A 23661-nucleotide genomic window follows, 5' to 3' on the forward strand; every position below is an offset into this window, starting at 1 on the left:
ATTCCGCTGCGGTCGAGGTTTGCCGTCGATGAACGATACGTCCGTCTTAGCGTCCTGCCTGGCGCGATTATCCTGGCCGCCGGAGCGGCTTGCACGGGAGATCAACAAGAGGTGCGGCACCGGCACCATCAGCAGCAAGGCCCCCTACAACTGGTTGAAGGGGGCCTGCCCCCGGCGCCGGCTGCCGTACATCGTCGCCAAGATCCTTTCCGACCAGCTCGGCGAGTCCGTCGCGGTCGAAGCGCTGTGGCCGGAGCACTTCCCGGCCGCGGCGCCCCCCTGTCAGCGCCTCCATACTCAGCGGCGCACCCGCTCGTCCGCCCCTCGCCCGGCCGCACTGGACCCGGTCACCGCGTCGGTGGACTGGCTGGTGGCCGACGACGCTCCACCACCCTCGCGCACACGCGGCGCCGAGATCCCGGAGGTCGCGGTCGACATGCTGACCGCCAGGATCCAGCAGCTGCGTCAGCTGGACGACAGTTGCAGCAGCGGGCTCGTACTGGACTGGGCGCTCCAGGACCTCCAGTGGGCGAAGAAGCTGGCCGGCACGTACTCCTACGGCCCCTCGACCGGACTGCGACTGCACCGGATCATCGCCGAACTCGGCCAGCTGACCGCCTGGTTGACCGCCGACCAGGGCATGGACGAGCTGAGCAATTCCCGCTTTCTGACCGCGCTGGGCGCCGCACGTGCCGCCGGGGACCGGCCGCTCGCCGCGTACATCATCTCCTGTATGAGCTACCGGGCCGCCTGGGCCGGGCGGGCGGAGGAGGCGCTGCGTCTGATCCGCATCGCGCGCAAGGGGTCGGCGCAGGAGGACATGGGCATCGGCCGGGCACTGCTGGCGACGCGCGAGGCCAGAGCCCATGCGAGCCTCGGCGACGAAGCGGGCTGTCAGCGGGCCCTGGAGGAGGCCGCCGAGCTGAGCCGGGCCGGCCGGCCCTCGGCCGACCCTCCGTGGGCCTACTGGCTGACGCCCGCGGTGATGGTGGCCGATGCCGGGCGGGCCTGGCTGGAGTTGGGGCGCCCCCGGCGGGCGGAGTGGCACCTCGCGCACGGGATCGACTTGCTCCGGGGCAGTCAGCCACGCAACCTTCTGCTGCACAGCGCCTCGCTGGCCGAGGCGCGGCTGGCGCACCGCGAGGTCGACGGCGCCGCGGAGGCCGCCGCGGATGCGCTGACCCTGGCCGAGAGCGTCACCTCACAGCGCGCCCACTCCCGCCTCATGGCGCTACGGGGGCGGTTCGGACGGTACGACACTCCGGTGGCGCGCGAGATCGTGCAACGGGCCGACGCTCTGCTGGACGAGGACCGGGCCCGGGCGGCGTGCTAGACGGCAAACCCCGGGGTGTGCCGGTGCGCGCATCGGCCCCCACCGGCAGTGCGGTGACACGGGCAGCCGTCCCGCTCGTCACAGACTGAGGGACGCTCCCTTCACCACCGCGTCCCCTTTTGGCAGGACCCCCCACCACGGAACGGCATCCAGGAGAAGCAGGAACATATGCGAGTCATTCACGAGGCACCGCTTGCCCCGATGACCACGTTGGGCATCGGAGGACCGGCTGCGGCGCTCATCGAGCTGCACGACCCCGCGGACTTCCCCGAGTTCGTGGCGCTGGCCGACACCTTCCCCGGTGAGCCCTTCTGCCTGGGCGAGGGAAGCAACGTGCTGGTCAGCGATGCCGGATGCCCCAGTGCCGTGCTGCGGATGAGCACCAAGGGCGTACGTATGGCCGGGAACACCGCCGACGGACGGGTGCTGGTCGAGGTCCAGGCCGGTCATCTGCTCGCCGATCTGGTCGCCACCACCATCGCCGAGGGCCTCACGGGTATGGAGATGCTGGTGGGCATCCCCGGGACCACCGGCGCCACACCGATCCAGAATGTCGGCGCCTACGGTCAGGAGACCGCCGACACCTTGGTGCGGGTGACGGCGTGGGACCGGAAGGTGCGCCGCATGGTGACCATGGATGCCGCGGAATGCGGGCTGGGCCACCGCACCAGCGTCTTCAAGCACTCCCGTCGGTGGACGGTGCTGAGCCTGGTGTTCGCGCTGCGCCGGTCGGAGCTGAGCGCACCGGTCTCCTACCGGACGGTCGCCGCCGCACTCGATGTCCCGGTCGGCAGCAGGGTGCCCCTGGACGAGGTGGCCCAGGCGGTGCTCACCGTCCGACGGAGCAAGGGCATGGTGCTGGGTTGCAGCGGCACCGACGACCGGTCGGTCGGCAGTGTGTTCCTCAGCCCCGAGATCTCCCCCGCACAGGCCGAGGGCCTGCGGGCACGTCACGCGCCGGTGAACCGTTTCCCCGACGGCTCGATCCGGGTGAGCGCGAGCTGGCTCATCCGGCAGGCCGGCTTCGAGCTGCGCCGCCCGATCGTCCCGGGCGTCCGGATTTCCTCGCTGCACTACACCCTGGTCGCCGAGGAGGGTGCGACCGCCGCCGGCTTCCGCCAGGCGGTCGACATCGTGTTCCAGGAGGTGCTGCGCCGCACCGGGGTACGACTCACTTCCGAAATCGACTTCCTCTGAACTCGCCGCCCTTCCCGGGGGCGGGAGGAATCACCCTTCCTTGCCTTTTTCGCGCCCCGGAAGATTAGGCATATCCACTCACGTGCGCACAAGCGGTTTTGCCCGAAGCGAATTCCCGGGAGCGCTGGGGTGCTCACTTTCCGGGGAGGCGGAGCTCACTCACCCCGTTGCAGCGAGGAAATTGGTCGGCGAACTCGGGCCGCCGGCAAGGGAATTCACCACGAACCGGATTTAGCCATTCCGGTCACATTAACCGGAGCATGCCTCCGAAGCTTGACATGACATGCACCCTCCGATGGAATATTCCGGCGGTTGCGAAATACCTCCGCAACAACCGGAAATACTCCGGGATTAAAACATCTTTCTTTGGAGGGGACCATGGAGAACATCATCACCAGCATGGACGAATTCGACCTCGACCTCGACATGGAAATCACGGATGCGGCCACGGTCACCATGAGTGCACAGGAGTCGAAGCTCATGACGCAGGTCTGTCCCGTCACCTCCTGGCACTGCTGAGGTCTGAGCGCGGGGCGGCGCCGAGTACTTCGGCCCGCCGCCCCGCAACCTCGGCGGGCGCAGGTGTGGGTGGAACGGGACGGGGAGAATCGTGAGCGGCAGGAGTGACGTCGAATTCGCGTGCGGGAAGGTGGCACTGGTACGAGCGGCGGCCCTCCCCCTGCCCGCGGACGACGCACCGGCCCGGCAGCCCCGGCCGCCCGTCGGAACCCCGGACGAAGAGAGCTGGCTGCACCGGCAGGTGACCGAACTCGCCGCCGATCCACGCCTCATGGAGGCGGTGGACCTGGCCAGCGCGAGCCTGGCGGCGGATGTCGCCCGGGTCGTCGCGGGCGAGCGGCTCAGGCTCAAGTCCCTGCGCCGTATCGCGGTGTCCCTGACGAAGTACCACTCGCGGATGTCCCACCGTCCGACCCCGTTCGGCCTCTTCGCGGGCGTAGGGCTCGCCGGATTCGGATCCGCGCCCTCGCCGGGACCGGCCGGTGGCCTGCGCAGTGTGACCCGGCCGGACGCGGACTGGCTGGACGGCGTGCTGGAAACTCTGCTCGACGTCCCGGCCGTACTGGAGCGTTCACGGCTGACGGCCAACAACCTGCACACCGTACGAGACGGCCGGCTGGTGCTGGTCGACCGCCATGACCGCACCGGAAAACGGCAGTTGTCGGGTTCGGTGCGCCACACCCGGGTGGTCCGGCACCTCCTGGCGGCCACGGCACGGCCCACGCCCTTCCCCGAACTGGTGGAAGACGGCAAGCGGCAGTTCCCGCAGGCCCCCGAGGGCGCGGTCGACAACAGCATCGTGCAGCTCGTACGCGGCCACTTCCTGCTCAGCGACCTGATACCGCCGCCCGACTGCACCACGCCCCTGGCCCACGTGTGCGACCGGCTGCACGGAGTCGACCATCCGACGGCCCGTCGACTTCGCGCCATCAAGGCCGAGTTGGACGCCCTGGACATGGCTCCGCCGGACGCCCGGCGCACCCGGCCGGCCGCGGTCTCCGAGCGGATGCGGGCGGTGCGGCCGGCCACGGACGTCCTCCAGACGGACCTGGCGCTGGAGGTGCCGCTGACCCTGCCGTACGAAGTGGCCCGGGAAGCGGAACGCGCCGCGACGGTGCTGTGGCGGACCTCCCCCGTTCACCGGGGCAGTCCCTGCCTCCGCGACTACCTTCCGGCGTTCCTGGAGCGGTACGGCACCGACAGACCGGTCCCGGTCCTGGAACTGCTCGACGACACCCGGGGGCTGGGGCTGCCTCCCGACTACCGTCGGCACAGCGCCCCGCCGCCCCTCCCGACCTCCCCCGAGGCCGTCGCGCGCGATCGCGTGCTGGGCGAGCTGCTGATGGACGCCGCCCGCCGCGGCAGCCGGGAAGTGGTGCTCGACGAGGAGACCGTACGCGCCCTGGAACCGGCGGAGCGCGGACCGGCCCCCCTGAGCATGGAGGTGGGGGCCGAGCTGGTGGCAGCGGGCCAGGAGGCCCTGGACGGCGGGGACTTCCATCTGGTGCTCGCGCCCCAGGCGGTGTCACCGCTGGCCGGCGCGATGTTCAGCCGGTTCGCGCCGGTGCTCGGCCGGTCGGCGGCCGGACGGATTCAGGAGCTGGCCCTGCACGCCGAGCGGACCGCGGCGCCCGACGAGATCCCGGCCTGTGTCGCCTACCGGCCCAGGGTGGCGCGTTCGGCCAATGTGTCCGCCGTCCCGCAGTGGCTGTCCCATCGCATCCCGTTGGGCGTCGGCCCCGCCGAGTCCGGGACGGCGCACGATCTGCGCCTGGAGAACCTGGCGGTCCGCGCCGACACCGACAGCCTCCACCTCATCGACAGGCCGTCGGGCCGAAGGGTGCGGCCGCTCTCCTACTCGATGCTCAACCCGAGCAGCGGCCATCTTCCGCACGTGGCCCGGTTCCTGCTGGACATCGGGCAGGAGGGGCGGTCCTTCTGCGCACCGTGGAGCTGGGGAAGCTGGGCCTCGGCCCCCGCGCTGCCCCGGGTACGCCACGGCCGCACCGTGCTCTCCCCCGCACGCTGGCTGCCGGACCGGGCCCTGGCCGCCGCGGCCGGCCGGGAGGACGGGGAGTGGGGCGACCAGGTCGGCCGGTGGCGGCGGCGTTGGGATGTCCCACGGCAAGTGCTGCTCACCAAGGCCGACCACCGCGTCGCGGTCGACCTCGACAACCCCCTGCACCTCATGGTCTTGCGTGACGAGGTGCGGCGGGCGCCCGGCCTGACGCTGGTGGAACAGTTCGGGGACCGAGCGCAGAGGCAGTGGTTCCGGGGACCGGAAGGCTCCCATGCCGCCGAGTTCTTCTTCCCGCTCTTCGCCAGGCCTGCCCGTCACAGCGCGCCGGACGGTACCGGGCAGGCCCTCCCCCTGGCCGCGCCGGTCCCGCTTCCGACGGACGGCACGGACAGCGGCCACGGAGCGCGGGCGCATCTGCCCGGCGGCGAGTGGCTCTACGCGAAGCTCTATGCGCCCCAGGCCCGTCAGCCGGAGCTGCTGGCCCGCCACCTCGCACCGCTGACCGACCCCGACCTGCTGCGCAGAGCGGGCGCCGACCTCTGGTTCTTCCTCCGTTACGAGGATCCGGCGCCCCACATCCGGCTGCGTTTCCACGGCAAGCCGGAATCCCTGTGGCCGGTGCTGCTGCCCGCACTCCACGCCTGGGCCCGGGCACGCGAGGAGGCGGGGCTGCTCGCGAAGATGGTCCTGGACACCTACGATCCCGAGGTCGAGCGGTACGGCGGACCGGCCGCGATCGAGCACGCCGAGCGGCTCTTCCACGCCGACAGCGAATCCGTCGTCACGCTGCTGGCCATGGCCCCCGACCAACTGGGCGATCCGACGTTGCCGGCCGCGCTGGGCATCCTCGACATCCTCACCCACCTCGGCTCGCCGGACCAAGCGCTGGGCTGGCTGAGCAGCCCGTCGGTGCTGGAGCGCCGGGGCGACGTACCGCGCGAGCGGAAACAGGCCGTCGCCGCTCTGCTGGGCCCGCACGCCAGGCCCCGGCCGCCGGCCGCCGCGGAGGGCTGGGGCGTGGGATGGAGCACCCGCGGCCCGTCGCTCACCGGTCTGCGCGAGGTCCTCTCCGCCGCGGAAGCGGACCCCGACCGGACGGGACGGATCGCCCGGAGCCTGGCGCATCTGCACTGCAACCGGCTCCTCGGTCCCCGGCCCGAACTGGAACTGACAGCACATGTGACGGCCCGTGAGGCGCTCGCGCTCTGGCTCGGCCGGAAGAGGAACAACAGATGACCGCGACAGCACCCCACGCTCTGTGCGACACGGCGTCGGGAATCGCGTACCGGGTGGCCGACCTGCTGAGCTCACCGGAGCAGGTGGCCGGCGCCGCCCGCGACGCCTCCGCCACGCTGCCGCCCGGACTCCCGCTGCCCGGCTGGCAGCCCGCGTCCCTGCTGACCGGACACCCCGGCATCGCGCTGCTGCACACCAGATGCGCCCGGACCGACACCCGGTACGCGGCTCTCGGGCACGCCCATCTCGCGGCGGCCGTCGCGGCGACCACCGATGCCGGCCCGGCCGCGGTCGGTGACCTGCTGCTGCCCGCCCGGCTGCACGCGAACGCACACGGCGGCTACGCCCGCCTGCTGGCACGCTCCGCCGAGGTGCACGCCGCCTACGTACGGGCGCGCGCGGCCCAACTGGTGGCACGGCGGCAGGAACACGGCCCCGGACTGGCGTACGGCGACTACGACGCGATCGCCGGCCTGGCGGGAGAGGGACGCGGCCTCCTGCTGGCGGCCGACCACGGCGACGAGCGGTGCGCACAGGCACTCGGCGACGTCCTGGACTTTCTGGTCGGCATCAGCCACCCCGTACGACCGGCCGATGGCGACGGACACCAGGTGCCCGGGTGGTGGTGCGCCCCCGACCGCTACCTCCTCCCGCGCGACCGTCAGGAGTTCCCCGGAGGCGACTGCAACGTCGGTGTCGCCCACGGGATTTGCGGTCCGCTCGCCCTGCTGTCACTGGCCCACCGCTCCGGGCACCGGGTACCGGGCATGCAGGACGCCATCCGCCGCATGGCCGACTGGGTACTGAGCGTGGGCTACACCGACGGCCGGGGCATGCAGTGGCCCGGCCGCGTCGCCTTGCCGGAGCGCTCCGGGGAGCCTTCCCGGGCCCATCTCCGGCCCCGGCCCTCCCCGGAAGCGGGAGCGGTAGTGGGAGCCGGAACAGGAGCGGGAGCGGAAACGGGAACGGAAGCCGGAACAGGAACGGCAACGGGAGCGCGCAGCAGACCCGGATGGTGCTACGGGACATCCGGCATCGCCTGGACCCTCCATCTGGCCGGGCAGGCGCTCGACGACCACCGGATGACGGCCCTGGCCGAGGAGGCCGTCAGCGCCCTCGCGCACCGCCCGCACGGCGCCCTGGTGTCCGACGACCCGGGCCTCTGCCACGGCCGCGCCGGCATCCTGCACACCACCGTCCGCATGGCGACCGTCACCGGACGCACGACGTTGTGGGAGACCGCTGACCACCTCGCCCGGGAACTCGTCGCAGAATTCGACGCACGAACCCCCTTCGGCTACCCCCAAGTTCTTCCGCCCTCCCCCACACCGGCCCCGTCGCCGCCTCCCGCACCACGCCGGATGCACCACCCCGGCCTGCTGGACGGCGCCACCGGTATCGCCCTCGTCCTGGCCGACTACGCCGACGCCCGCCGGGGCACCCCACTCGCCGAGCGGAACGGCTGGGACGCGGCACTCCTCATGAGCTGAAGCGGTCACGCGTCGCCGGAGGCGTTCCACGGCCGTTCACCCTGCACTTCCCGAAGGCGGGGAACCGGCCAGGAGAGTTCGACCAGGAGAGTCGGACCAGGAGAGTCCGACAGGTTTCTAGAACCCGCCAGGCGTCGGCCGGATGTCGAAGCCCGTCAGTTCCTCGGGTTCTTCCTCCTGGACGGACGCGGTGTTGACGGTCGCCATGGGGGGACCCTCGCGTGCCCAGTCCACCATCTCCTGTACGCGCTCGGACTCCCCCTCGAACACCGCCTCGACCGTGCCGTCCGGCAGATTGCGCACCCAGCCGGTCACGCCGTGCTCGTCCGCCTTGCGCCGGCAGGTGTCGCGGAAGAACACACCCTGCACGTCTCCGGAGACCACCACGCGTCTGCGGATCATCCGTGCCTCACCTCGTTCGCTCGCCCCGGCGGTACGAGCGCAGATATATCCCGGCCCCGCGGTCAGCGGGCGGAGCCACGCCCGGACGGCGTACGGCTCACGGAGCGTCCGGCGGCCGAGGCGGCGCGGGCGAACTGGACGGCGTCGAGGACGGCCGCCCCGCCCACATCGTTGTTGAAATACGTGTAGACGTCGGCCCGGTCCGGCCAGGTGTCGGCGATCCGCCGTGCCCAGCCGGCGAGCGCCTGCTTGCCGTAGCGGGGGCCGGCTTGCGCACGGCCCCCGTGGAGACGCAGATACCCCCAGTCGGCGGTCCGCCAGAGGGGCGCCACGGGCCGGGAGCGCCGGTCCGCCCAGCACAGCGCGGCGCCCCGCCGCTCCAGCACGGCACGGATCTCCGTCGTCCACCACGAGGTGTGGCGGGGTTCGACCGCCACTCGCGCGTCGGCGGGGAAGCAGCCGAGGCAGGTGTCCAGCAGCCCGGCGTCCGCGTGCAGCGTGGGGGGCAGCTGGAGCAGGACGGGCCCGAGCCGGGGACCCAGGCGGACGGCGCGCGACATCAGCCGGCCGACCGGCTCCTGCGGGTCGCGCAGCCGCTTGATGTGCGTCAGATAGCGGCTGGCCTTGACGGCCATCACGAACCCGTCGGGGGTGCGGTCCCGCCAGTCGGCGAAGGTCTTCTCCTCGGGCAGCCGGTAGAAGGCGGCGTTGCTCTCGACCGTGGCGAACTGCCGCGCGTACTCCTCGAGCCACAGCCGCTGCGGCTGGTCCGGCGGGTAGAGGACACCGCGCCAGTCCTTGTACTGCCAGCCGGAGGTTCCGACGAGGACGGTCATGTCCGCATCCCTGCCCGGTCCGGGCCGGGGGCTATCAGCCGTCGCTCGTCGGGGGCGGCCGCCCGCTGGTCCGGTGCACTCGGCAGCCGTCGCCGGCCGGCGGCGCTGTGATCTGCCTTGCATCACCGGCCGTACCGCACAACCCTTCGGCCCGCCAGGAGTCATGATGCGCAAGCACCTGGCAGCTCAGGTGACATCTCAGGAAGGTCTTCTTGATGACGTTACGCCAAGCCCTGACGGCCGCCGCGGCGGCAGCCCTCATCGCACCCGCCGCCGTACTGGGCACGCCCGCCGCCGCGTCCGCCACGGAAGCCCCGAGACCGTCGGCACACACCGACGAGTCGCAGAAGACAGCCGGCCCGGAGCGCGGCGGCGATTCGGCGCGGACGGAGGGGGCGACGGGGCCGGGCGAGTCGTCCGGGACCGGGGGCCCGACCGCCGGGACCGATGAGGCCACGGAGCCCGGTGCGGCGAACGATGCGGGGAACGATGCGGGGAAGAGCACCAAGCCCGCGCCCGATGCCAAGCCTGGTGAGGAAACCGGTACCGAGCCCGGCGCCACGTCCGGCGGGTCCTCCTCCGGGGAGGTTCCCCCGGACGGTCAGTGCGAGAGCTCGTCCCAGCATCTCCAGATGGCGATCAAGGGGCTCCAGTCCGGGTTCGTCGCCGGTGCCGGCTGGAGCAATTCCGCCATCACGGTCACCAATACCTCCGACAAGGCCATGGAGAAGGTCCGGCCGCAGCCGTACATCTCCTCCGCCGAGATCGTCGACCGTCCGTATGAAGAGTTGGAGGCGCAGTTCCGCAATCCCGTGACGGGCAAGTGGCTGAGCTTCGAGGACGCCACGGTCGACAGCGTGTTCACCGGATTCCCGGTCGCCGCGCACAGCACCGTCACGCTGCCGCTGCGCGTCCGTGCGATCAATTCGGCCAAGCCCGGGTCCGGTTACGCCATCGTGGAGGGGATGTTCTCCCACCAGGACGGCTCCTGCGGCCTCTCGAACCACGAGCAGTACGACTTCAAGATCCTCCCGGCGCGCGGCAAGCCCGGCGGGCCCAGCAAGCCGGACAAGCCGGGTAAGCCGGGCAGGCCCAGTGAGAGCGCCGAGCCCGCCGGTGGCGCCACGGAGGGCGGCCCCAGGCCCCAGGGTGGCGCCAAGGAGACCTCGGGCGCGGGCCAACTGGCCGCGACCGGCCCGTCCTCCGCGCTGCCGACGATCGCCCTGGTGGGCGGCGTGGCGATGGCCGTGGGGGCGGGCGCGATCATCAGCGTGCGCCGCCGCAAGGCCCCTGCCGGCTCCTCCGGGGGCGGCAGGGGAGCCACAGCGTAAGGATGTGCGTGCCGGGCCCCGGCGTTCAGTCCGGGGCCCGGCCCTCGGCCACCCTGCCGATACGGGCAGCAGCGGCAACCGGGGACCTCGGGCGCTCGCCGCCGCCCGCCCGCGGTTCAACCGGCCCAGCGTCCCGACAGGAAGGTGATGGCGAAGATGGTCATCAGCGGCGCCGTCAGGCAGAGATACAGGGTGGTGAACCGTGGCGTGCGCAGGCTCCAACCGGCCAGCAGGATCCACAGGGGCCACCACAGGAGCGTGGCGCGGGGGATGGAGGTGTACCAGTACGACGTGCCCAGCGCCCACAGGCTGAGGCCGACGTAGACAGCCTCGGGCCAGCGGCGCTGACGGGCCAGCACCCCAGCCAGCAGAATGCCGACGACCATGGCGAGGAGTTCGGCCTGGGACATCAGGGCGTACCCCGTGGGCAGTGACTCCTCGAAGGCCGCATGCCAGGTGTTCTGCCAGGCTTCCCAAGGGGTGTGGAAGTCGCGGTACCAGCCGCGTTCCTGGGCGTGCTTCCAGGCCATCCAGTCGCCGGTGTGCAGGTGCAGATACCAGCTGTAGACGACGGGCGCGAGGGCGGGCAACGCCAGCCAGGGCAGCGCGCGCCACTGCCGACGGGTGCGGGCGGTGAGGGCGAAGTGGACGGCCAGGGCGGCGACGAGAAAGAGACCGCTGACGCGGACGGTGCAGGCCAGGCAGGCCAGGACGGCCGCGGCGGGCCAGTTCTGCCGGTGGGCGGCGAGCCAGGCGGGCAGGGCGAGCGCGAGGAAAAGCGCTTCGGTGTACCCCGCCGCCAGGAATATCGCGCACGGCGAGAGCAGCAGGAAGAGGACCGCGCGCCGACCGGCGTTCCCGTCGGGCAGATACAGCCGGGCGACCCGGGCGAGGGCCAGGACGGCCACGGCTCCGGCGACGAAGGAGATCAGCAGGCCCGCGGTGGCCCAGTGCGGGACGACGGTATGGACGGCCCGCAAGAGAAGAGGGAAGCCGGGGAAGAAGGCTTCTCGGTTGTCCCAGCCGTTCGTCCAAGGCCCGGCCAGGCCGGGGAAGTAGCCGTCGCGGGCGATGTGCAGGAAGTGCCCCCAGTCCCACTGCTGCCACGGCGCGAAGAAGCCGGCGACGTGCGGGGTCTTGGGGTCGGCGGGGAACAGCCACCGAGTGCAGTAGGCGGTGGTCCAGATCCCCACCCGGGTCAGCAGATACAGCCACAGCACCTCACGGTCGGCTGGCCCGGGGACCCAACGACGTCGCCGGCGGCCCGCCTGTCGTGGACGGAGCGGAGAAGAGCGGCCGACCGCGCCGGCTTCGGTGGCTGTCCCGACGACACCTGGCGTGCCGACTCTGGTGGCTGTCCCGACCACGCCTGGTGTGCTGACTTCGGCTGCGGTGCCCACAGCGCCTGCCGCGCCCGGTTCGACTGCGGCGCCGGCTGTGCGCGCAGGCGCTGAGCGCCGCTGTGGTTCGGCACCCGGACTGGGGGTGTGGGACGGATGTTTCCGACGCAGGCGGGGCGACAAGGCGGGCATAACGGGATCTCCTGCTCGGACTCAGGCGTGCGGGACCGCCCGGCGGCACGGACCGCCGGGTCAGGGGGCGCGGGTCAGCGCGGTGGGGCCGTGGACGGGGGGTCTGTGGACCTGGGGGGCGCGCCGACCGTGGGAGTGCTGGACGCTCCCGAGGTGTGCTGGCCGGTCCGGGGCGGCGAGGTGGTCGGCACTCCCGTCGAGCTCTCGCCGGGAACAGGCGCACCGGTCCTGGTTGAGGTGCTGCGGGGCGACGTCGGTACGGGGGTCGGCGTGAGCGTCGACTTGGAGGGGGAAGGCGTGACGGCCGGGACGGAGGTGCCCTGAGTCCCCGGCAGGAGTGCGGCAGCGGCAGCGCCGGTGCCGGCGAAGACCAGGCAGGCGCCGACGGCGAGCGAGGCGATCCGGCGCCGGCGCATCCGCTCCCCGCGCCGGGTGACGAGCGAGACCGGCGCGTAGCGCGCACGGGCCTGTCCGGTGGAGGCGGCTTCCTGGAACAACGACCGCAGCAGGTCATGGGGTTCAGGCACCGGGGGCCTCCTCAATACGCGGGTCCGCCAGACGAAGGGAGAGCGCGGTGCGGCCCCGGACCAGATGCGTCTTGACCGTGCTGGCGGACAGCCCGGTCTCACCCGCGATCTGCTCGACGGTCAGGTCGCACACGTAGTGCAGCGTCATGGTCCGACGCTGCTTGACCGGCAGTTGCCGCAGCGCCTCCACCAGTGCCACGGACTCCGGTCCGGGTCCCTCGACATGCGGCGGGGCGCCGCTGCGCTGCCACGCGTCCGCGGTGCGGCGCCGTACGCGCCACCGGCTCACCGCCAGGCGCCAGGCGACCGTGCGGATCCACGCCTCGGGCTGACCGTTCCGGTCGAGCTGACGCCGCCGGCTCCAGCCCTTGGCGAACGCCTCCTGCACCACATCCTGCGCCTCGTGCTGATCGCCGAGCATCACGTACAGCTGCCCGGTCAGCCGGGCGACCGTCTGCGCGTAAAACTCTTCGAACTCCTCGACGGTCAACAGCCACTCCCCGGAATCTTTTCGGTCTCACCAGGCTTACGCCTGGCACACCGCATCCGGTCGACACCGGAGCGAAGATTCCAGCGTGACGGTCGTCACAGGTCACGGCGCAGTCGTCACAGGTCACAGCGCCGTGGACACCCGGCCCCCTGGCCGAGCGCACCCCCTCGGCCGGAGACTGCGCATCGGCACGTTCGGCCGACGCCCGTACGCCGGCGGTACGGCCGACCGGCGACCGGCGACCGGCGGCTGAGCTCAAGCGTCGCCCCGGACGCGCGCGTGAAGGTGCGAGTCATGCCGGCCATCCGGTTGCAGATGCGCGCCGCGCAGGGTCCCCTCCAGTACGAAGCCCGACTTGGTGGCCACCCGGCAGGAGGCCTCGTTATGGACCGAGTGGGCAAGTTCGAGGCGGTGGAAGCCGGCCTCGTCCAGTGCCCAGGCGGTCACCGTGGCAACCGCGCGGGGAGCGACACCGGCCCCTCGGGCAGGCGGCAGGACCCAGTAGGCGCACTCGGCGACGCCGTGCACGAGGTTCATCCGGCGCAGGGCCACCCTGCCGAGGATCTCGCCGTCGTCGGCCCGGGTGATGGCCCACTGGACGTCCTGCTCCCGCTGCCAGGACCGGTGGGTGGCGGTGATCCACTCCTGGGCTTCGTCCGGCGACGTCACATGGTGCACGTGCCAGCGCTGGATCGTCCGGTCCTGGAAGGCGCGTTGCAGGACGGGGGCGTCGTCCGCCTCCCAGGGCCGCAGCAGCAACTCGCCGTCGTACGAAGGGAGGGAGGGCTGAGAAGTACCTGAGAAGGTCCCGGCCGGGATCGTGGGTGCCATCGCCAAGGTCATGAGCGCATCATGTCCAAGGACCTGGCACGGAACGCCGGGAGAACTGCGAAGGACGAGGTTGACCGAGCCGTCGTCGCCTTGGTGCCCGCCCGGCCGTCGGTGCCCTGGTGTTCGCTGTTGCTGTTGCTGTTGCTGTTGCTGACTGTCGATGTCGCAGTCACAGTCACTGTCGATGTCGCAGTCGTTGTCGCAGCCGCTGTCGCAGCCGCTGTCGCTGTCGCTGTCACGGCAACGGACCAGGCACGGAGGGCCACCTGAGGAGAGCCCGGCTCACGCCACCGCCCGCTCCCCGGCTACCCCGCCTCCTGCCTCTCCCCCATTCCTCTCCACGTCCCTGTCCCTCTCCCCGCCCCCGTCCCCGTCCCGGTGAATGGGTGTCCGTGAGCCGGTCAGCGGGGCGCCCGTGCCGCCCCGTCGTGCCGCGACGATCTCGGCCGCGATGGACAGGGCCGTCTCCTCGGGGGTGCGGGCGCCGAGGTCGAGCCCGATCGGCGAGTGAAGACGGGCCAGTTCGGAGTCGGTGACGCCGACTTCGCGGAGTCTGCGGTTGCGGTCTTCGTGGGTGCGGCGTGAGCCCATCGCGCCGACGAAGGCGACGGGCAGCCGCAGGGCCTCCTGGAGCAGGGGAATGTCGAACTTGGCGTCGTGGGTGAGCACGCACAGGACCGTGCGGCCGTCGGTCCCGGTGCGCTGGAGGTAGCGGTGCGGCCAGTCGACCACGATGTCGTCGGCCTCCGGGAAGCGGACCCGGGTGGCGAAGACGGGGCGGGCGTCGCAGACGGTGACGTGGTAGCCGAGGAACTTGCCCGTACGCACCAGCGCCGCGGCAAAGTCGATGGCGCCGAAGACGATCATGCGGGGCGGCGGCACGCTCGACTCGACGAACAGTGTCAGGTCGGCCGCGCAGCGCGAACCGCTCTCCGAGACGGCGAAGGCGCCGGTGCGGCCCGCGTCCAGCATGGCGCGGGTCTCCGCCACCGCCGTACGGTCCAGCTCGGGATGTCCGTCGAGACCGCCTTCGTACGAGCCGTCGGGGTGGACGAGCAGTGCCCTGCCGAGCAGTCCGGCCGGGCCCCGGGCCACGCGGGCGACCGCCGCCGGCTCTCCCCGGGCGGCGGCCGACAGCGCCGCCTCGAACACCTTGCGGCCCGGCGCGTCCGCCGTCACCGGCGTGACCAGGACCTCGATGGACCCGCCGCAGGTCAGCCCCACCGCGAAGGCGTCCTCGGCGCTGTAGCCGAACCGCTCGAGCACCGTCCCGCCGTCCTGGAGCGCCTGGGTGCACAGGTCGTACACCGCGGCTTCCACACAGCCGCCGGAGACCGAGCCGATGACCACGCCCCGGCTGTCGACGGCGAGGGCGGCGCCAGGGCTGCGCGGCGCGCTGCCGGCGACGGCCACGACGGTGGCGACGGCGAAGTCCCGCCCCTCCTCCATCCAGCGGTTCAACTCGTCGGCGATGTCGAGCATCTCGGTCTCCTCATGGTTCGTGGGCCGGTGCGGGGCCCCTTGCGCGGCGGACGGCGCAGGGCCCCGGGCGTCCGTGCGGGCTCAGCCGGTCCCGCCCTCCCCCGCTCCCGCGCCCGCCAGCAGCACACGGTCCGGGCGGATCGGCAGATCCCGGTGGCGTACACCGGTCGCGTGCCAGACCGCGTTGGCGATGGCCGCCGCGGCTCCCACGATCCCGATCTCGCCGATGCCCTTGATCCCGACCGGGTCGTCCGGGTCCGGGTCGTCCACCCAGTCCGCCTCGATGAGGGGTACGTCGGCGTTCGCGGCGAAGTGATAGCCCGCGAGGTCGGCGCCGACATGGCTGCCCGAAGCCTGGTCCCTGACCGCTTCCTCGTGCAGCGCCATGGAAAGGCCCCAGATCATGCCGCCGATGAACTGGCTGCGTGCGGTCAGCGGGTTGATGATCCGGCCCGCGGCGAACATGCCGAGCATCCGCCGTACCCGGACCTCACCGCTGGTCACATCCACCGCGACCTCGGCGAACTGCGCCCCGAAGGAGTGCCGTTCCTTGTGCGCCAGCGCGCCGATGGCCGCGCCGGTGTCCGAGCGTGCCGTGATCCCCTGCGGCGGGATGTCACCGCCCAGGGCCAGTTGCTCCCGCAGCTCGCCCACCGCGGCCGCAACCGCCCAGCCCCAGGAGCGGGTGCCCATCGAGCCGCCGGCGATCATCGCCGGGCCGAAGTCGCTGTCCGCGATCTTCATCCGGATACGCGCCGGTTCCACGTCCAGCGCCTCCGCGGCGATCAGCGTCAGCGCCGTCCGCGCTCCGGTCCCGACGTCTGCCGCGGTGATCCGTACGGTGAAGGTGCCGTCCGCCTCCGCCGTCACGGCAGCCGTGGACGGAACCGCCCTGGAAGGGAACGAGGCGGCGGCCGTCCCGGTCCCGAGCAGCCAGCGCCCCTCGCGGCGTATGCCGGGGCGCGGGTCGCGGTCCGCCCAGCCGAACCTGTGGGCGCCCTCCTGGAAACAGGCGAGCAGATTGCGGCTGCTGAACGGCAGACCGGAGACCGGCCCCGCGTCCGGTTCGTTGCGGGCGCGCAGCGCGATCGGGTCCAGGCCGCACTTCTCGGCGAGCTCGTCGAGCGCGGACTCCAGCGCGAACGAGCCGGGCGCCTCGCCCGGTGCGCGCATGAAGGTCGGGGTGGGCACGTCGAGCTTCACGAGGCGGTTCACGGTGTGGTGCGCGTCGGCGGCGTACATCACGCGCCCCGGATCGGCGCTCCGCTCGACGAATTCGTGCACCGTCGAGGTGAGGCTCTGGGCCTGGTGGTCGAAGGCACGCAGCCGACCGTCGGCATCGGCGCCGAGCCTGACCCGCTGCGCCGTCGGGCTCCGGTAACCGACCAGCGAGAAGGTCTGACGACGGGTCAGGACGACCCGGACCGGGCGGTGGAGGAGGGTCGCGGCCATCACGGCGCAGACCTGGTGGGGGCGGACCCCCTTGGCCCCGAAGGCGCCGCCGACGTGCTCCGAGCGCACGCGTACCGAGGGCGGATCGAGGGAGAACAGCTTCGCGAGCTCTTCCGCCACCCACATACTGCCCTGATTGGAGTCGACGACCTCCAGGCGTCCGCCGTCCCAGTGAGCCGTCGCCGCATGCGGCTCCATCGCGCTGTGGTGCTCTTCCGGTGTGGTGTACTCCGCGTCCACGACGACGGCGGACGCGTCGAGTTCGGCCTGAAGGTCGCCCTTCTCCGTCTCGCATGGTTCGCCGAGGGAGCTCTCCGGTGTGTACGTACCGGGGCGCCCGGCGAAGAACGCCACGTCGTGCGGCTCCCGGTCGTACCGGACCACCAGCGCTTCGGCGGCCTCCCGGGCCTGTTCGGACGTTTCGGCGACGACCAGCGCCACCGGCCAGCCCGCAGAGGGCACCCGGTCGTGCTGGAAGACCAGGAGGGTCGGGTCGGGCCGCCCCAGCATGCCGGTGTAGTCGCCGTCGACGCGGGGCGCGTTGCCGTGGTGCAGGACGGTGAGGACGCCGGGCATGGCCAGGACGGGGTCGGCCTCCACGGCGCGGATGCGGCCGCGGGCGATGGTGGACAGCACCAGCCAGCCGTGGGCGAGGCCGGCGAAGGGGATCTCTCCCGCGTACCGTGCCGTTCCGGTGACCTTTTCCCGGCCCTCGATACGGGTGTGGGCGGTACCGGCGGCCCTCGTCACCGCGCTGGTTCCGGTCGTCGTGGTCATCGGGCGGCCTCCTCGGTGAGTTCGGTCAGCATGGCCACGACGAGGTTGCGCATCAGCGTCACCTTGTATCCGTTGTGGGGCAGCGTCTCGGCGGCTGCCAGCTCGGCGTCCGCGGCGGCGGCGAACGCGGCGGCGTCCGCCGGTCCCCCGGTCAGCACCCGCTCGGCCTCCCGGGCCCGCCACGGCCGGGACGCGACCGCGCCGAAGGCGAGGCGCACTTCGCGTACGACGCCGTCCCGGACATCGAGGGCCGCGGCGATCGAGCCGATCGCGAAGGCGTACGACGCGCGCTCGCGCACCTTCCGGTAGCGGGAGTGCACGGCGACCGGAGCCGGCGGCAGGGTGATGCCGGTGATCAGCGCGCCGGGCGGCAGCGCGGTCTCCAGGTGCGGGGTGTCGCCCACGGGCAGATAGAACTCCGCAAGCGGCAACTCCCCCGGACCGTCGGTGGTTTCGTACCGAACGACGGCGTCGAAGGCGGCGAGCGCCACCCCCATGTCGGACGGATGGACGGCCACACAGTGCGCGGAGGCGCCGAGGATCGCATGGTTGTGGTGTTCGCCCTCGATGGCGGGACAACCGCTGCCGGGGACACGCTTGTTGCACGGCTTGGTGGCGTCGGTGAAGTAGCCGCAGCGCGTGCGCTGGAGAAGATTCCCGCCGACCGTGGCCATATTGCGCAGTTGCCCCGAGGCCCCGGACAGCACCGCCTGCGCCAACGCCGGGTAATGGCGGCGGACTTCGGGATGGGCGGCGAGCTCGCTGTTGGTGACGGTCGCGCCGATGTGCAGACCGCCGCCGTCCACGGCCTCGATCCGGCCGAGGGGAAGTTCACGTACGTCGATGAGCTGCGCGGGTCGCTCCACCCCGGCCTTCATCAGGTCGACGAGGTTGGTGCCGCCCCCGAGACAGCGCGCATCGGGATCTGCGCCGAGCAGGGCGACCGCGCCGGGGACGTCGAACACGCGCTGATAGCCGAATTCCCTCATACCGTCATCTCCACGTCTTCCGTGCCGGCGCCGTCATCGGGACCGCTGAGCCGCCCCGTTGTGGGAGGGGACTGCGCCGCCTCGGCCGCCGCCGCCCGCGCGACCGCCTGCACGATCGACACATAGGCGCCGCAGCGGCACAGGTTGCCGCTCATCCGCTCCCGGATCTCGTCGGCGGTGAGCGGCGGCACTCCCGCTTCGGGGCGTATGTCGGCGGTCGCGGCACTCGGCCAGCCCGCCGCATGCTCCTCGATCACCGCGATGGCCGAGCAGATCTGCCCCGGTGTGCAGTAGCCGCACTGGTAGCCGTCGAGGTCGAGGAACGCCTGCTGCACCGGATGCAGCTCCTCACCCTGCGCCACGCCCTCGATGGTGGTGATCACGCGCCCCTCGGCGGCCACCGCCAGCTGGAGGCACGAGACGGCCCGGCTGCCGTCGAGCAGCACCGTGCAGGCGCCGCACTGGCCGTGGTCACAGCCCTTCTTGGTACCTGTCAGATCGAGCCGGTCGCGCAGTGCGTCGAGCAGCGTGGTGCGGTGGTCGACGGGCAGCGTGTGCTTCTCTCCGTTGATGTTCAGGGTGATGGCGCTGGACGTCGATAGGGCCATGATCAGCCTTCTTTCGCGTATATGAGGCGCGGCGGGCTTCGGGGCGCGGGCCCTGATGCCGACGTGGTCGACCCGGAGGTCGAGCTGTCCCTGTCACGCAGGGGCGGGAGTGTCGGACGAGACGATCCCGGAGACAGTGCGGAAGGCGGTACGGGAGGAGACGGCGGGGTGCATAGCGGCATCGGCTCAGGCGTCGCGGCGTGCGTATCGGGCGAGGAGCAGGTCAAGGTCGTCACCGGTCGTCCCCACCAGCCACCTCTACCGCTATGGTGGCCTAAGCGGACAACTGTCCATTACCCGTGAACTTACCGGACAGCTGTCCGGTTAGCAAGGCCGTCATCGCAATTCCCGGGAGGAGGACGAGTTGCCGGAGAAGAAGGACGCTCCACTGCGCTCGGACGCGCAACGGAATCGCGAGCGCATCCTGGAAGTGGCACTGGCGGAGCTGACCCAGTCGGCCGACGCCCCGCTGAGCGCGATCGCAAGGAAGGCATGCGTCGGGCAGGGGACCTTCTACCGCCACTTCCCCAACCGCGAGTCACTGGTCCTGGAGGTCTACCGCTACGAGGTCCAGCAGGTCGCCGACACCGCGGCCCAGTTGCTGGAGACCCGCGCGCCCGACCAGGCCCTGCGCGAGTGGATGGACCGCCTCGCCCAGTACGCCATGGCCAAGGCCGGCCTGGCCGACGCGATGCGCAGGGCGACCAGCAAGCAGAACGCCCTGGCCGGCCTGGGGCACGGCCCCGTCACCTCGGCACTCACCCTCCTGCTGACGGCGAACGAGGAGGCCGGCACCATCCGCCCAGGGGTGGCCCCCGACGACTTCCTGCTCGCCATCGCCGGCCTCTGGCAGATCGATCCCCACGGTGACTGGCAGTCGCGCGCCGGACGCCTCCTGGACCTCGTCATGGACGGGCTGCGCGCCGGCGCCCCCGGGGCGTGAGCGCCGTGACGCTCCGGGCCGAGGATTCGATCATGCGGGGGACGCCCCGGAGTCGTCGGTGGGCCGGTTCACGGTGTGCGCCGGATCAAGCAGCATCCTGCCGGTATGGACACATATCTGCGTTCGTGGACCGGGCACCGGCCCATCACCTCGCCGTTCGCCCGCCCGAGCGGCACGCGCGGGCGCCTCGCCGGCCGGTTCATGCGGTGGACCAACAAACAGGACGATGTGCTCGACACCCTGGACGTCCAGCCGGGAGACCGGATTCTGGAGGTGGGATACGGCCCCGGTGAGCTGGTGCGGCTGCTGGTCGCCCGGACCGGGGCCGCCGTCATCCGGGGGGTGGACCCCTCGCCCGAGATGCGCCATGCCGCCACCAGGGCCAACCGCGGCGCGGTCCGCACCGGCCGGGTCGCGTTGCACATCGGAACGGCGGACCACACCGGCCTCGCCGATCAGAGCATGGACCGTGTCGTGTCGGTCAACAACGTGGGCCTCTGGCCCGATCTGGAAGCCGGACTGCGGGAGCTGCACCGCGTCGTACGCCCCGGAGGCACGGCGGTGATCGCATGGCACGGCGGCGTGTCCCCAGGACCCATCACCCGGCGACTGCGCCTCCCCGACGACAAGCTCGACCGCATCGAGAGTGCCCTGCGCAAGCTCTTCACCGACGTGACCCGTCACGACGCGCAGAGCCTCGTCATCTACCAGGCCGTGCGGTGACCGCGGCCATGGCGGCCCCTCCCCCTCGGCCGGAGCCGACGGTTGCGGTCGCCGACATCCCGCCCGTCGACCACCGGCCCCGGCGCCTCCAGGACAGGCACCTTCCCGTACCGGTCCCCGCGATACGGTCACGCCTGGCTGACGCCCAGTTGTTGACCACCCCCTCGCTCCTCGTACTCGACCTCATCGACAAGCTGGGCGAGGCCAGTCCGTCCGACGTCAAGGTCGAGGCCGCGCGCGCTATGAGGAACTCGCCCAAGGAGTGGGTGAGTTGCTGACGCAGGGGCTCGGCGGCCTGCTGCTCCCCGACCTGCTCGGCCGTCGTCTGCTGTCACGTCACCCCCACCTCGCCCTCGGTCAAGTCTGAGCACAGTGTCCGAGTTCACCTTTAGACTCGAAGATCACCGTGCCGGCCACAGTTCAAGGAGATGGAATGACACAGCCTCCCTTCGCAACCCTGTCCACCGCGCTTGCGGCGCTGGGCATAGCCCTGGGCGCCTTCGCGGTCCAGTTGCGCGCAGACGGCTACGAGCAGTACGTGGAGTCGGTGGCCACCGCCAGCGTCGTGATGCTGACCACCGCGAGCCTGACCGTCGTGACATGGGTCCGCCACCGCCGCCAGCTGAACTCGGACTGAGTTCGCCATACGCCGACGGGCGCCGGGGCATCAGCTCCGGCGCCCGTTGCGCTCGTCACCACCAGGGTTCCGCCCGATCGCCTGCCCGTTTGCTGACGATGCGGCCAGGGCCCGCCGGGTTGCTCCCGCAGGCAAATCGCATCCACTCCTTCACGAATCCTCCCCACCATTTGACGCCTCTCGGGAGGGCCGGTCTACGGTGACCGACCCTCTATCCCCCCATGTTTCAGAGGTACAGCTCCATGCCTGAATTCAACCGCCGGCGCTTCCTCCAGATAGCAGGCGGCACCGCCGGCGTCGCGGCTTTGTCCGGCAGCATCATGCGTGCCGCCGGTATCCCCGCCGCGGGCCGGTCGGGAACGATCGACGATGTCGAGCACATTGTGGTGCTGATGCAGGAGAACCGTTCCTTTGACCACTACTTCGGCACGCTCAAGGGAGTCCGGGGTTTTGGTGACCCGCGGCCGTTGACGCTGGAGAGCGGAAAGTCGGTATGGCATCAGTCCGGCGGCGGGCAGGAAGTCCTGCCCTACCACCCGGACGCCGACGACCTCGGCATGCAATTCATCGCCGGGCTGGACCACGACTGGGAGACCGGCCATCAGGCGTGGAACAAGGGCAAGTACGACGACTGGATATCCGCCAAGACCTCCGGGGCGATGGCTCACCTGAACAGGGACGACATACCGTTCCACTATGCCCTGGCCGACGCGTTCACCGTCTGCGACTCGTACCACTGCTCTTTCATGGGCGCGACCGACCCCAACCGCTATTACCTCTACACCGGGCACGCCGGCAATGACGGAAAGGGCGGCGGCCCGGTCCTCGGAAACGAAGAGGCCGGATACGACTGGACGACCTACCCGGAGCGGCTGGAAAAGGCCGGTGTGTCATGGAAGATCTACCAGGACACCGGCGACGGACTGACCAAGGACGGCCTCTGGGGCGCGCTCGAGGACGCCTACCGTGGCAATTACGCGGACAACTCGCTGATGTTCTTCAACACGTTCCGCAACGCCAAGCCGGGCGATCCCCTTTACGAAAAGGCGTGCCACGGAACGAACATCAAAAAGGGCGGCCATCTCCTTGACGACCTTCGGGCGGACGTCAAGGACGGGAAGCTGCCGAAGATATCCTGGATCGCCGCTCCGGAAGCATTCTGCGAGCACCCCAACTGGCCCGCCAATTACGGCGCCTGGTACATCTCACAGGTCCTTGACGCGCTGACGGCCAACCCCGAGGTATGGAGCAGGACCGCTCTGTTCGTCACCTACGACGAGAACGACGGCTACTTCGACCACGTACCCCCGCCCTACCCGCCGGCCGACTCCTCCTGGGGAGCGTCCACCGTCGACACCGAGCTCGACCTCTTCCCCGGCGACAGCAGCTACAGCGCCGGCCCCTACGGCCTGGGCATGCGCGTCCCCACCGTCGTGGTCTCCCCGTGGTCCACCGGCGGCTATGTCTGCTCCGAGGTCTTCGACCACACATCCATCATCCAGTTCATGGAACGCCGCTTCGGCGTCCACGAACCGCATATCTCGCCCTGGCGCCGCGCGATCTGCGGTGACCTCACCTCCGCCTTCGACTTCAGCCTCAAACACACCAAGCATGCGCCGCTGCCCAGCACCGACGCCTATGAGCCGCCCGACAAGGAACGGCACAGCAGCTACACCCACACGCCCCCGGCCAACCCCGCCCTGCCCCAGCAGGAAAAGGGCACCAAACCCACCCGGCCACTCCCCTACACCCCCCTCGTCACAGCGGCCGTCAAACCCTCCAGCGGGAACATCACACTCACCTTCACCCCGGGCAACGACACCGGAGCCTGCTTCCTCGTCACCTCCGGAAACCGCCAGGACGGCCCCTGGACGTACACCGCCGAGGGCGGAAAAAAGATCTCCGACACCTGGAGCACCGGCCCCTCCGACGGCCAGTACGAGCTGACCGTGCACGGCCCCAACGGCTATCTCCGCACCTATGCAGGCGCCACCTCGACCGCGGGACCGGAAGTCACCGGCCACCACGACAAGAACAGTGGCCGCATCAAACTCACCCTCACCAATCCCGGCAAAACCGCCTGCCACCTCACCGTCACCAACGCCTACGGGGGCAAGAGCAGCAACATCACCCTCGAGGCCGGCGGGCGGCAAACGCGCTGGGTCGATCTGCGGCACAGCAAGCGTTGGTACGACCTGCGCATCCGGTCCGGCAACGACAGCACCTATCTGCGCAGGCTGGCCGGACACGTCGAGACAGGCGAGCCCGGCACCAGCGACCCCGCACTCCACACCGCCTGACCTGCC

Annotated in this window: 22 protein-coding genes; 12 read left to right on the top strand and 10 right to left on the bottom strand. The window is 71.2% G+C overall.

The window, feature by feature from the left end:
• Positions 1 to 28 precede the first annotated feature (28 nt).
• From M8I34_RS35525 to M8I34_RS35545, 5 genes are all read left to right on the top strand, one after another.
• Entirely contained in the window at positions 29 to 1333 is a 1305-nt protein-coding gene (locus M8I34_RS35525) for a hypothetical protein (RefSeq protein WP_250056856.1), read from the top strand.
• Between the two features lie 147 nt (positions 1334 to 1480).
• On the top strand, positions 1481 to 2530 hold the full coding sequence (locus tag M8I34_RS35530; RefSeq protein ID WP_308372750.1) for a UDP-N-acetylmuramate dehydrogenase: 1050 nt from the start codon (positions 1481 to 1483) through the stop codon (positions 2528 to 2530).
• A gap of 378 nt (positions 2531 to 2908) precedes the next feature.
• Entirely contained in the window at positions 2909 to 3049 is a 141-nt protein-coding gene (locus M8I34_RS35535; RefSeq protein WP_250056860.1) for a hypothetical protein, read from the top strand.
• Positions 3050 to 3140: 91 nt separating this feature from the next.
• Positions 3141 to 6305, top strand: a complete 3165-nt coding sequence (locus M8I34_RS35540; RefSeq protein ID WP_250056862.1) for a lantibiotic dehydratase — start codon at positions 3141 to 3143, stop codon at positions 6303 to 6305.
• Positions 6302 to 7795 carry a lanthionine synthetase C family protein gene (locus M8I34_RS35545; RefSeq protein ID WP_250056864.1) on the top strand — a complete coding sequence of 498 codons (1494 nt, stop codon included), beginning with the start codon at positions 6302 to 6304 and terminating at the stop codon, positions 7793 to 7795. The genes M8I34_RS35540 and M8I34_RS35545 overlap by 4 nt, the downstream gene beginning before the upstream one ends.
• Positions 7796 to 7912: 117 nt before the next feature.
• Here M8I34_RS35545 and M8I34_RS35550 read toward each other — a convergent pair whose 3' ends face one another.
• Positions 7913 to 8197 carry an acylphosphatase gene (locus tag M8I34_RS35550; protein ID WP_250056866.1) on the bottom strand — a complete coding sequence of 95 codons (285 nt, stop codon included), beginning with the start codon at positions 8195 to 8197 and terminating at the stop codon, positions 7913 to 7915.
• A 62-nt stretch (positions 8198 to 8259) separates the two neighbouring features.
• Positions 8260 to 9033, bottom strand: coding sequence for a DUF72 domain-containing protein (locus M8I34_RS35555; RefSeq protein ID WP_250056867.1), 774 nt, complete (start codon positions 9031 to 9033; stop codon positions 8260 to 8262).
• Positions 9034 to 9248: 215 nt separating this feature from the next.
• Here M8I34_RS35555 and M8I34_RS35560 point away from each other — a divergent pair, with 215 nt between their 5' ends.
• Positions 9249 to 10364 (top strand): LPXTG cell wall anchor domain-containing protein, encoded by a 1116-nt coding sequence (locus M8I34_RS35560; protein ID WP_250056869.1) that lies wholly within the window; start codon positions 9249 to 9251, stop codon positions 10362 to 10364.
• Positions 10365 to 10480: 116 nt separating this feature from the next.
• Here the strand turns inward: M8I34_RS35560 and M8I34_RS35565 are convergent, their stop codons facing one another.
• The 4 genes from M8I34_RS35565 to M8I34_RS35580 form a co-directional block, all read right to left on the bottom strand.
• Positions 10481 to 11731: a mannosyltransferase family protein gene (locus M8I34_RS35565; protein WP_374211029.1), complete on the bottom strand. Its 1251-nt coding sequence runs from the start codon at positions 11729 to 11731 to the stop codon at positions 10481 to 10483.
• A gap of 239 nt (positions 11732 to 11970) precedes the next feature.
• Positions 11971 to 12423 (bottom strand): hypothetical protein, encoded by a 453-nt coding sequence (locus tag M8I34_RS35570; protein ID WP_250056873.1) that lies wholly within the window; start codon positions 12421 to 12423, stop codon positions 11971 to 11973.
• Positions 12416 to 12913 carry a SigE family RNA polymerase sigma factor gene (locus M8I34_RS35575; RefSeq protein WP_030988223.1) on the bottom strand — a complete coding sequence of 166 codons (498 nt, stop codon included), beginning with the start codon at positions 12911 to 12913 and terminating at the stop codon, positions 12416 to 12418. The genes M8I34_RS35570 and M8I34_RS35575 overlap by 8 nt, the downstream gene beginning before the upstream one ends.
• A gap of 255 nt (positions 12914 to 13168) precedes the next feature.
• Positions 13169 to 13756: a GNAT family N-acetyltransferase gene (locus M8I34_RS35580; RefSeq protein ID WP_250056875.1), complete on the bottom strand. Its 588-nt coding sequence runs from the start codon at positions 13754 to 13756 to the stop codon at positions 13169 to 13171.
• A gap of 9 nt (positions 13757 to 13765) precedes the next feature.
• On the opposite strand from M8I34_RS35580, the gene M8I34_RS35585 reads away from it, so the two are divergent.
• A complete protein-coding gene (locus M8I34_RS35585; RefSeq protein ID WP_250056877.1) occupies positions 13766 to 14014 on the top strand; it encodes a hypothetical protein in 249 nt (82 codons plus the stop codon).
• A 12-nt stretch (positions 14015 to 14026) separates the two neighbouring features.
• Here M8I34_RS35585 and M8I34_RS35590 read toward each other — a convergent pair whose 3' ends face one another.
• From M8I34_RS35590 to M8I34_RS35605, 4 genes are all read right to left on the bottom strand, one after another.
• On the bottom strand, positions 14027 to 15226 hold the full coding sequence (locus M8I34_RS35590) for an XdhC/CoxI family protein (protein WP_250056879.1): 1200 nt from the start codon (positions 15224 to 15226) through the stop codon (positions 14027 to 14029).
• 81 nt (positions 15227 to 15307) lie between these two features.
• On the bottom strand, positions 15308 to 17455 hold the full coding sequence (locus tag M8I34_RS35595; protein WP_250056881.1) for a xanthine dehydrogenase family protein molybdopterin-binding subunit: 2148 nt from the start codon (positions 17453 to 17455) through the stop codon (positions 15308 to 15310).
• Complete coding sequence (locus M8I34_RS35600; protein WP_250056883.1) at positions 17452 to 18444, bottom strand: xanthine dehydrogenase family protein subunit M; 993 nt, start codon at positions 18442 to 18444, stop codon at positions 17452 to 17454. Before M8I34_RS35600 ends, M8I34_RS35595 begins: the two co-directional genes overlap by 4 nt.
• On the bottom strand, positions 18441 to 19052 hold the full coding sequence (locus tag M8I34_RS35605) for a (2Fe-2S)-binding protein (RefSeq protein ID WP_250056884.1): 612 nt from the start codon (positions 19050 to 19052) through the stop codon (positions 18441 to 18443). The genes M8I34_RS35600 and M8I34_RS35605 overlap by 4 nt, the downstream gene beginning before the upstream one ends.
• 364 nt (positions 19053 to 19416) lie before the next feature.
• On the opposite strand from M8I34_RS35605, the gene M8I34_RS35610 reads away from it, so the two are divergent.
• The 5 genes from M8I34_RS35610 to M8I34_RS35630 all read left to right on the top strand — a co-directional run bounded on the left by M8I34_RS35610 (position 19417) and on the right by M8I34_RS35630 (position 23655).
• Positions 19417 to 19995 (top strand): TetR/AcrR family transcriptional regulator, encoded by a 579-nt coding sequence (locus M8I34_RS35610; protein WP_250056886.1) that lies wholly within the window; start codon positions 19417 to 19419, stop codon positions 19993 to 19995.
• Positions 19996 to 20100: 105 nt separating this feature from the next.
• Positions 20101 to 20718 (top strand): class I SAM-dependent methyltransferase, encoded by a 618-nt coding sequence (locus M8I34_RS35615; RefSeq protein ID WP_250056888.1) that lies wholly within the window; start codon positions 20101 to 20103, stop codon positions 20716 to 20718.
• 8 nt (positions 20719 to 20726) lie between these two features.
• Entirely contained in the window at positions 20727 to 20996 is a 270-nt protein-coding gene (locus M8I34_RS35620; protein WP_250056890.1) for a hypothetical protein, read from the top strand.
• A 155-nt stretch (positions 20997 to 21151) separates the two neighbouring features.
• Positions 21152 to 21355, top strand: a complete 204-nt coding sequence (locus M8I34_RS35625) for an SCO3870 family protein (protein ID WP_244417545.1) — start codon at positions 21152 to 21154, stop codon at positions 21353 to 21355.
• Between the two features lie 242 nt (positions 21356 to 21597).
• The gene (locus M8I34_RS35630; protein WP_250056892.1) at positions 21598 to 23655 is read left to right on the top strand and encodes a phosphocholine-specific phospholipase C; all 2058 of its coding nucleotides are present in this window, start codon (positions 21598 to 21600) and stop codon (positions 23653 to 23655) included.
• Positions 23656 to 23661: the final 6 nt, after the last annotated feature.

It is taken from the genome of Streptomyces sp. MCA2, assembly GCF_023544705.1.
Taxonomy (GTDB): Bacteria; Actinomycetota; Actinomycetes; order Streptomycetales; family Streptomycetaceae; genus Streptomyces; species Streptomyces decoyicus.

Excerpts from the sequence above, each read along its gene's own strand:
- M8I34_RS35615 (WP_250056888.1), top strand. The coding sequence starts at position 20,101 with ATGGACACATATCTGCGTTCGTGGACCGGGCACCGGCCCATCACCTCG.
- M8I34_RS35560 (WP_250056869.1), top strand. The coding sequence starts at position 9,249 with ATGACGTTACGCCAAGCCCTGACGGCCGCCGCGGCGGCAGCCCTCATC.
- M8I34_RS35605 (WP_250056884.1), bottom strand. The coding sequence starts at position 19,052 with ATGGCCCTATCGACGTCCAGCGCCATCACCCTGAACATCAACGGAGAG.
- M8I34_RS35600 (WP_250056883.1), bottom strand. The coding sequence starts at position 18,444 with ATGAGGGAATTCGGCTATCAGCGCGTGTTCGACGTCCCCGGCGCGGTC.
- M8I34_RS35550 (WP_250056866.1), bottom strand. The coding sequence starts at position 8,197 with ATGATCCGCAGACGCGTGGTGGTCTCCGGAGACGTGCAGGGTGTGTTC.
- M8I34_RS35580 (WP_250056875.1), bottom strand. The coding sequence starts at position 13,756 with ATGACCTTGGCGATGGCACCCACGATCCCGGCCGGGACCTTCTCAGGT.
- M8I34_RS35555 (WP_250056867.1), bottom strand. The coding sequence starts at position 9,033 with ATGACCGTCCTCGTCGGAACCTCCGGCTGGCAGTACAAGGACTGGCGC.
- M8I34_RS35630 (WP_250056892.1), top strand. The coding sequence starts at position 21,598 with ATGCCTGAATTCAACCGCCGGCGCTTCCTCCAGATAGCAGGCGGCACC.
- M8I34_RS35620 (WP_250056890.1), top strand. The coding sequence starts at position 20,727 with ATGGCGGCCCCTCCCCCTCGGCCGGAGCCGACGGTTGCGGTCGCCGAC.
- M8I34_RS35585 (WP_250056877.1), top strand. The coding sequence starts at position 13,766 with ATGTCCAAGGACCTGGCACGGAACGCCGGGAGAACTGCGAAGGACGAG.
- M8I34_RS35625 (WP_244417545.1), top strand. The coding sequence starts at position 21,152 with ATGACACAGCCTCCCTTCGCAACCCTGTCCACCGCGCTTGCGGCGCTG.
- M8I34_RS35525 (WP_250056856.1), top strand. The coding sequence starts at position 29 with ATGAACGATACGTCCGTCTTAGCGTCCTGCCTGGCGCGATTATCCTGG.
- M8I34_RS35590 (WP_250056879.1), bottom strand. The coding sequence starts at position 15,226 with ATGCTCGACATCGCCGACGAGTTGAACCGCTGGATGGAGGAGGGGCGG.
- M8I34_RS35595 (WP_250056881.1), bottom strand. The coding sequence starts at position 17,455 with ATGACCACGACGACCGGAACCAGCGCGGTGACGAGGGCCGCCGGTACC.
- M8I34_RS35535 (WP_250056860.1), top strand. The coding sequence starts at position 2,909 with ATGGAGAACATCATCACCAGCATGGACGAATTCGACCTCGACCTCGAC.
- M8I34_RS35545 (WP_250056864.1), top strand. The coding sequence starts at position 6,302 with ATGACCGCGACAGCACCCCACGCTCTGTGCGACACGGCGTCGGGAATC.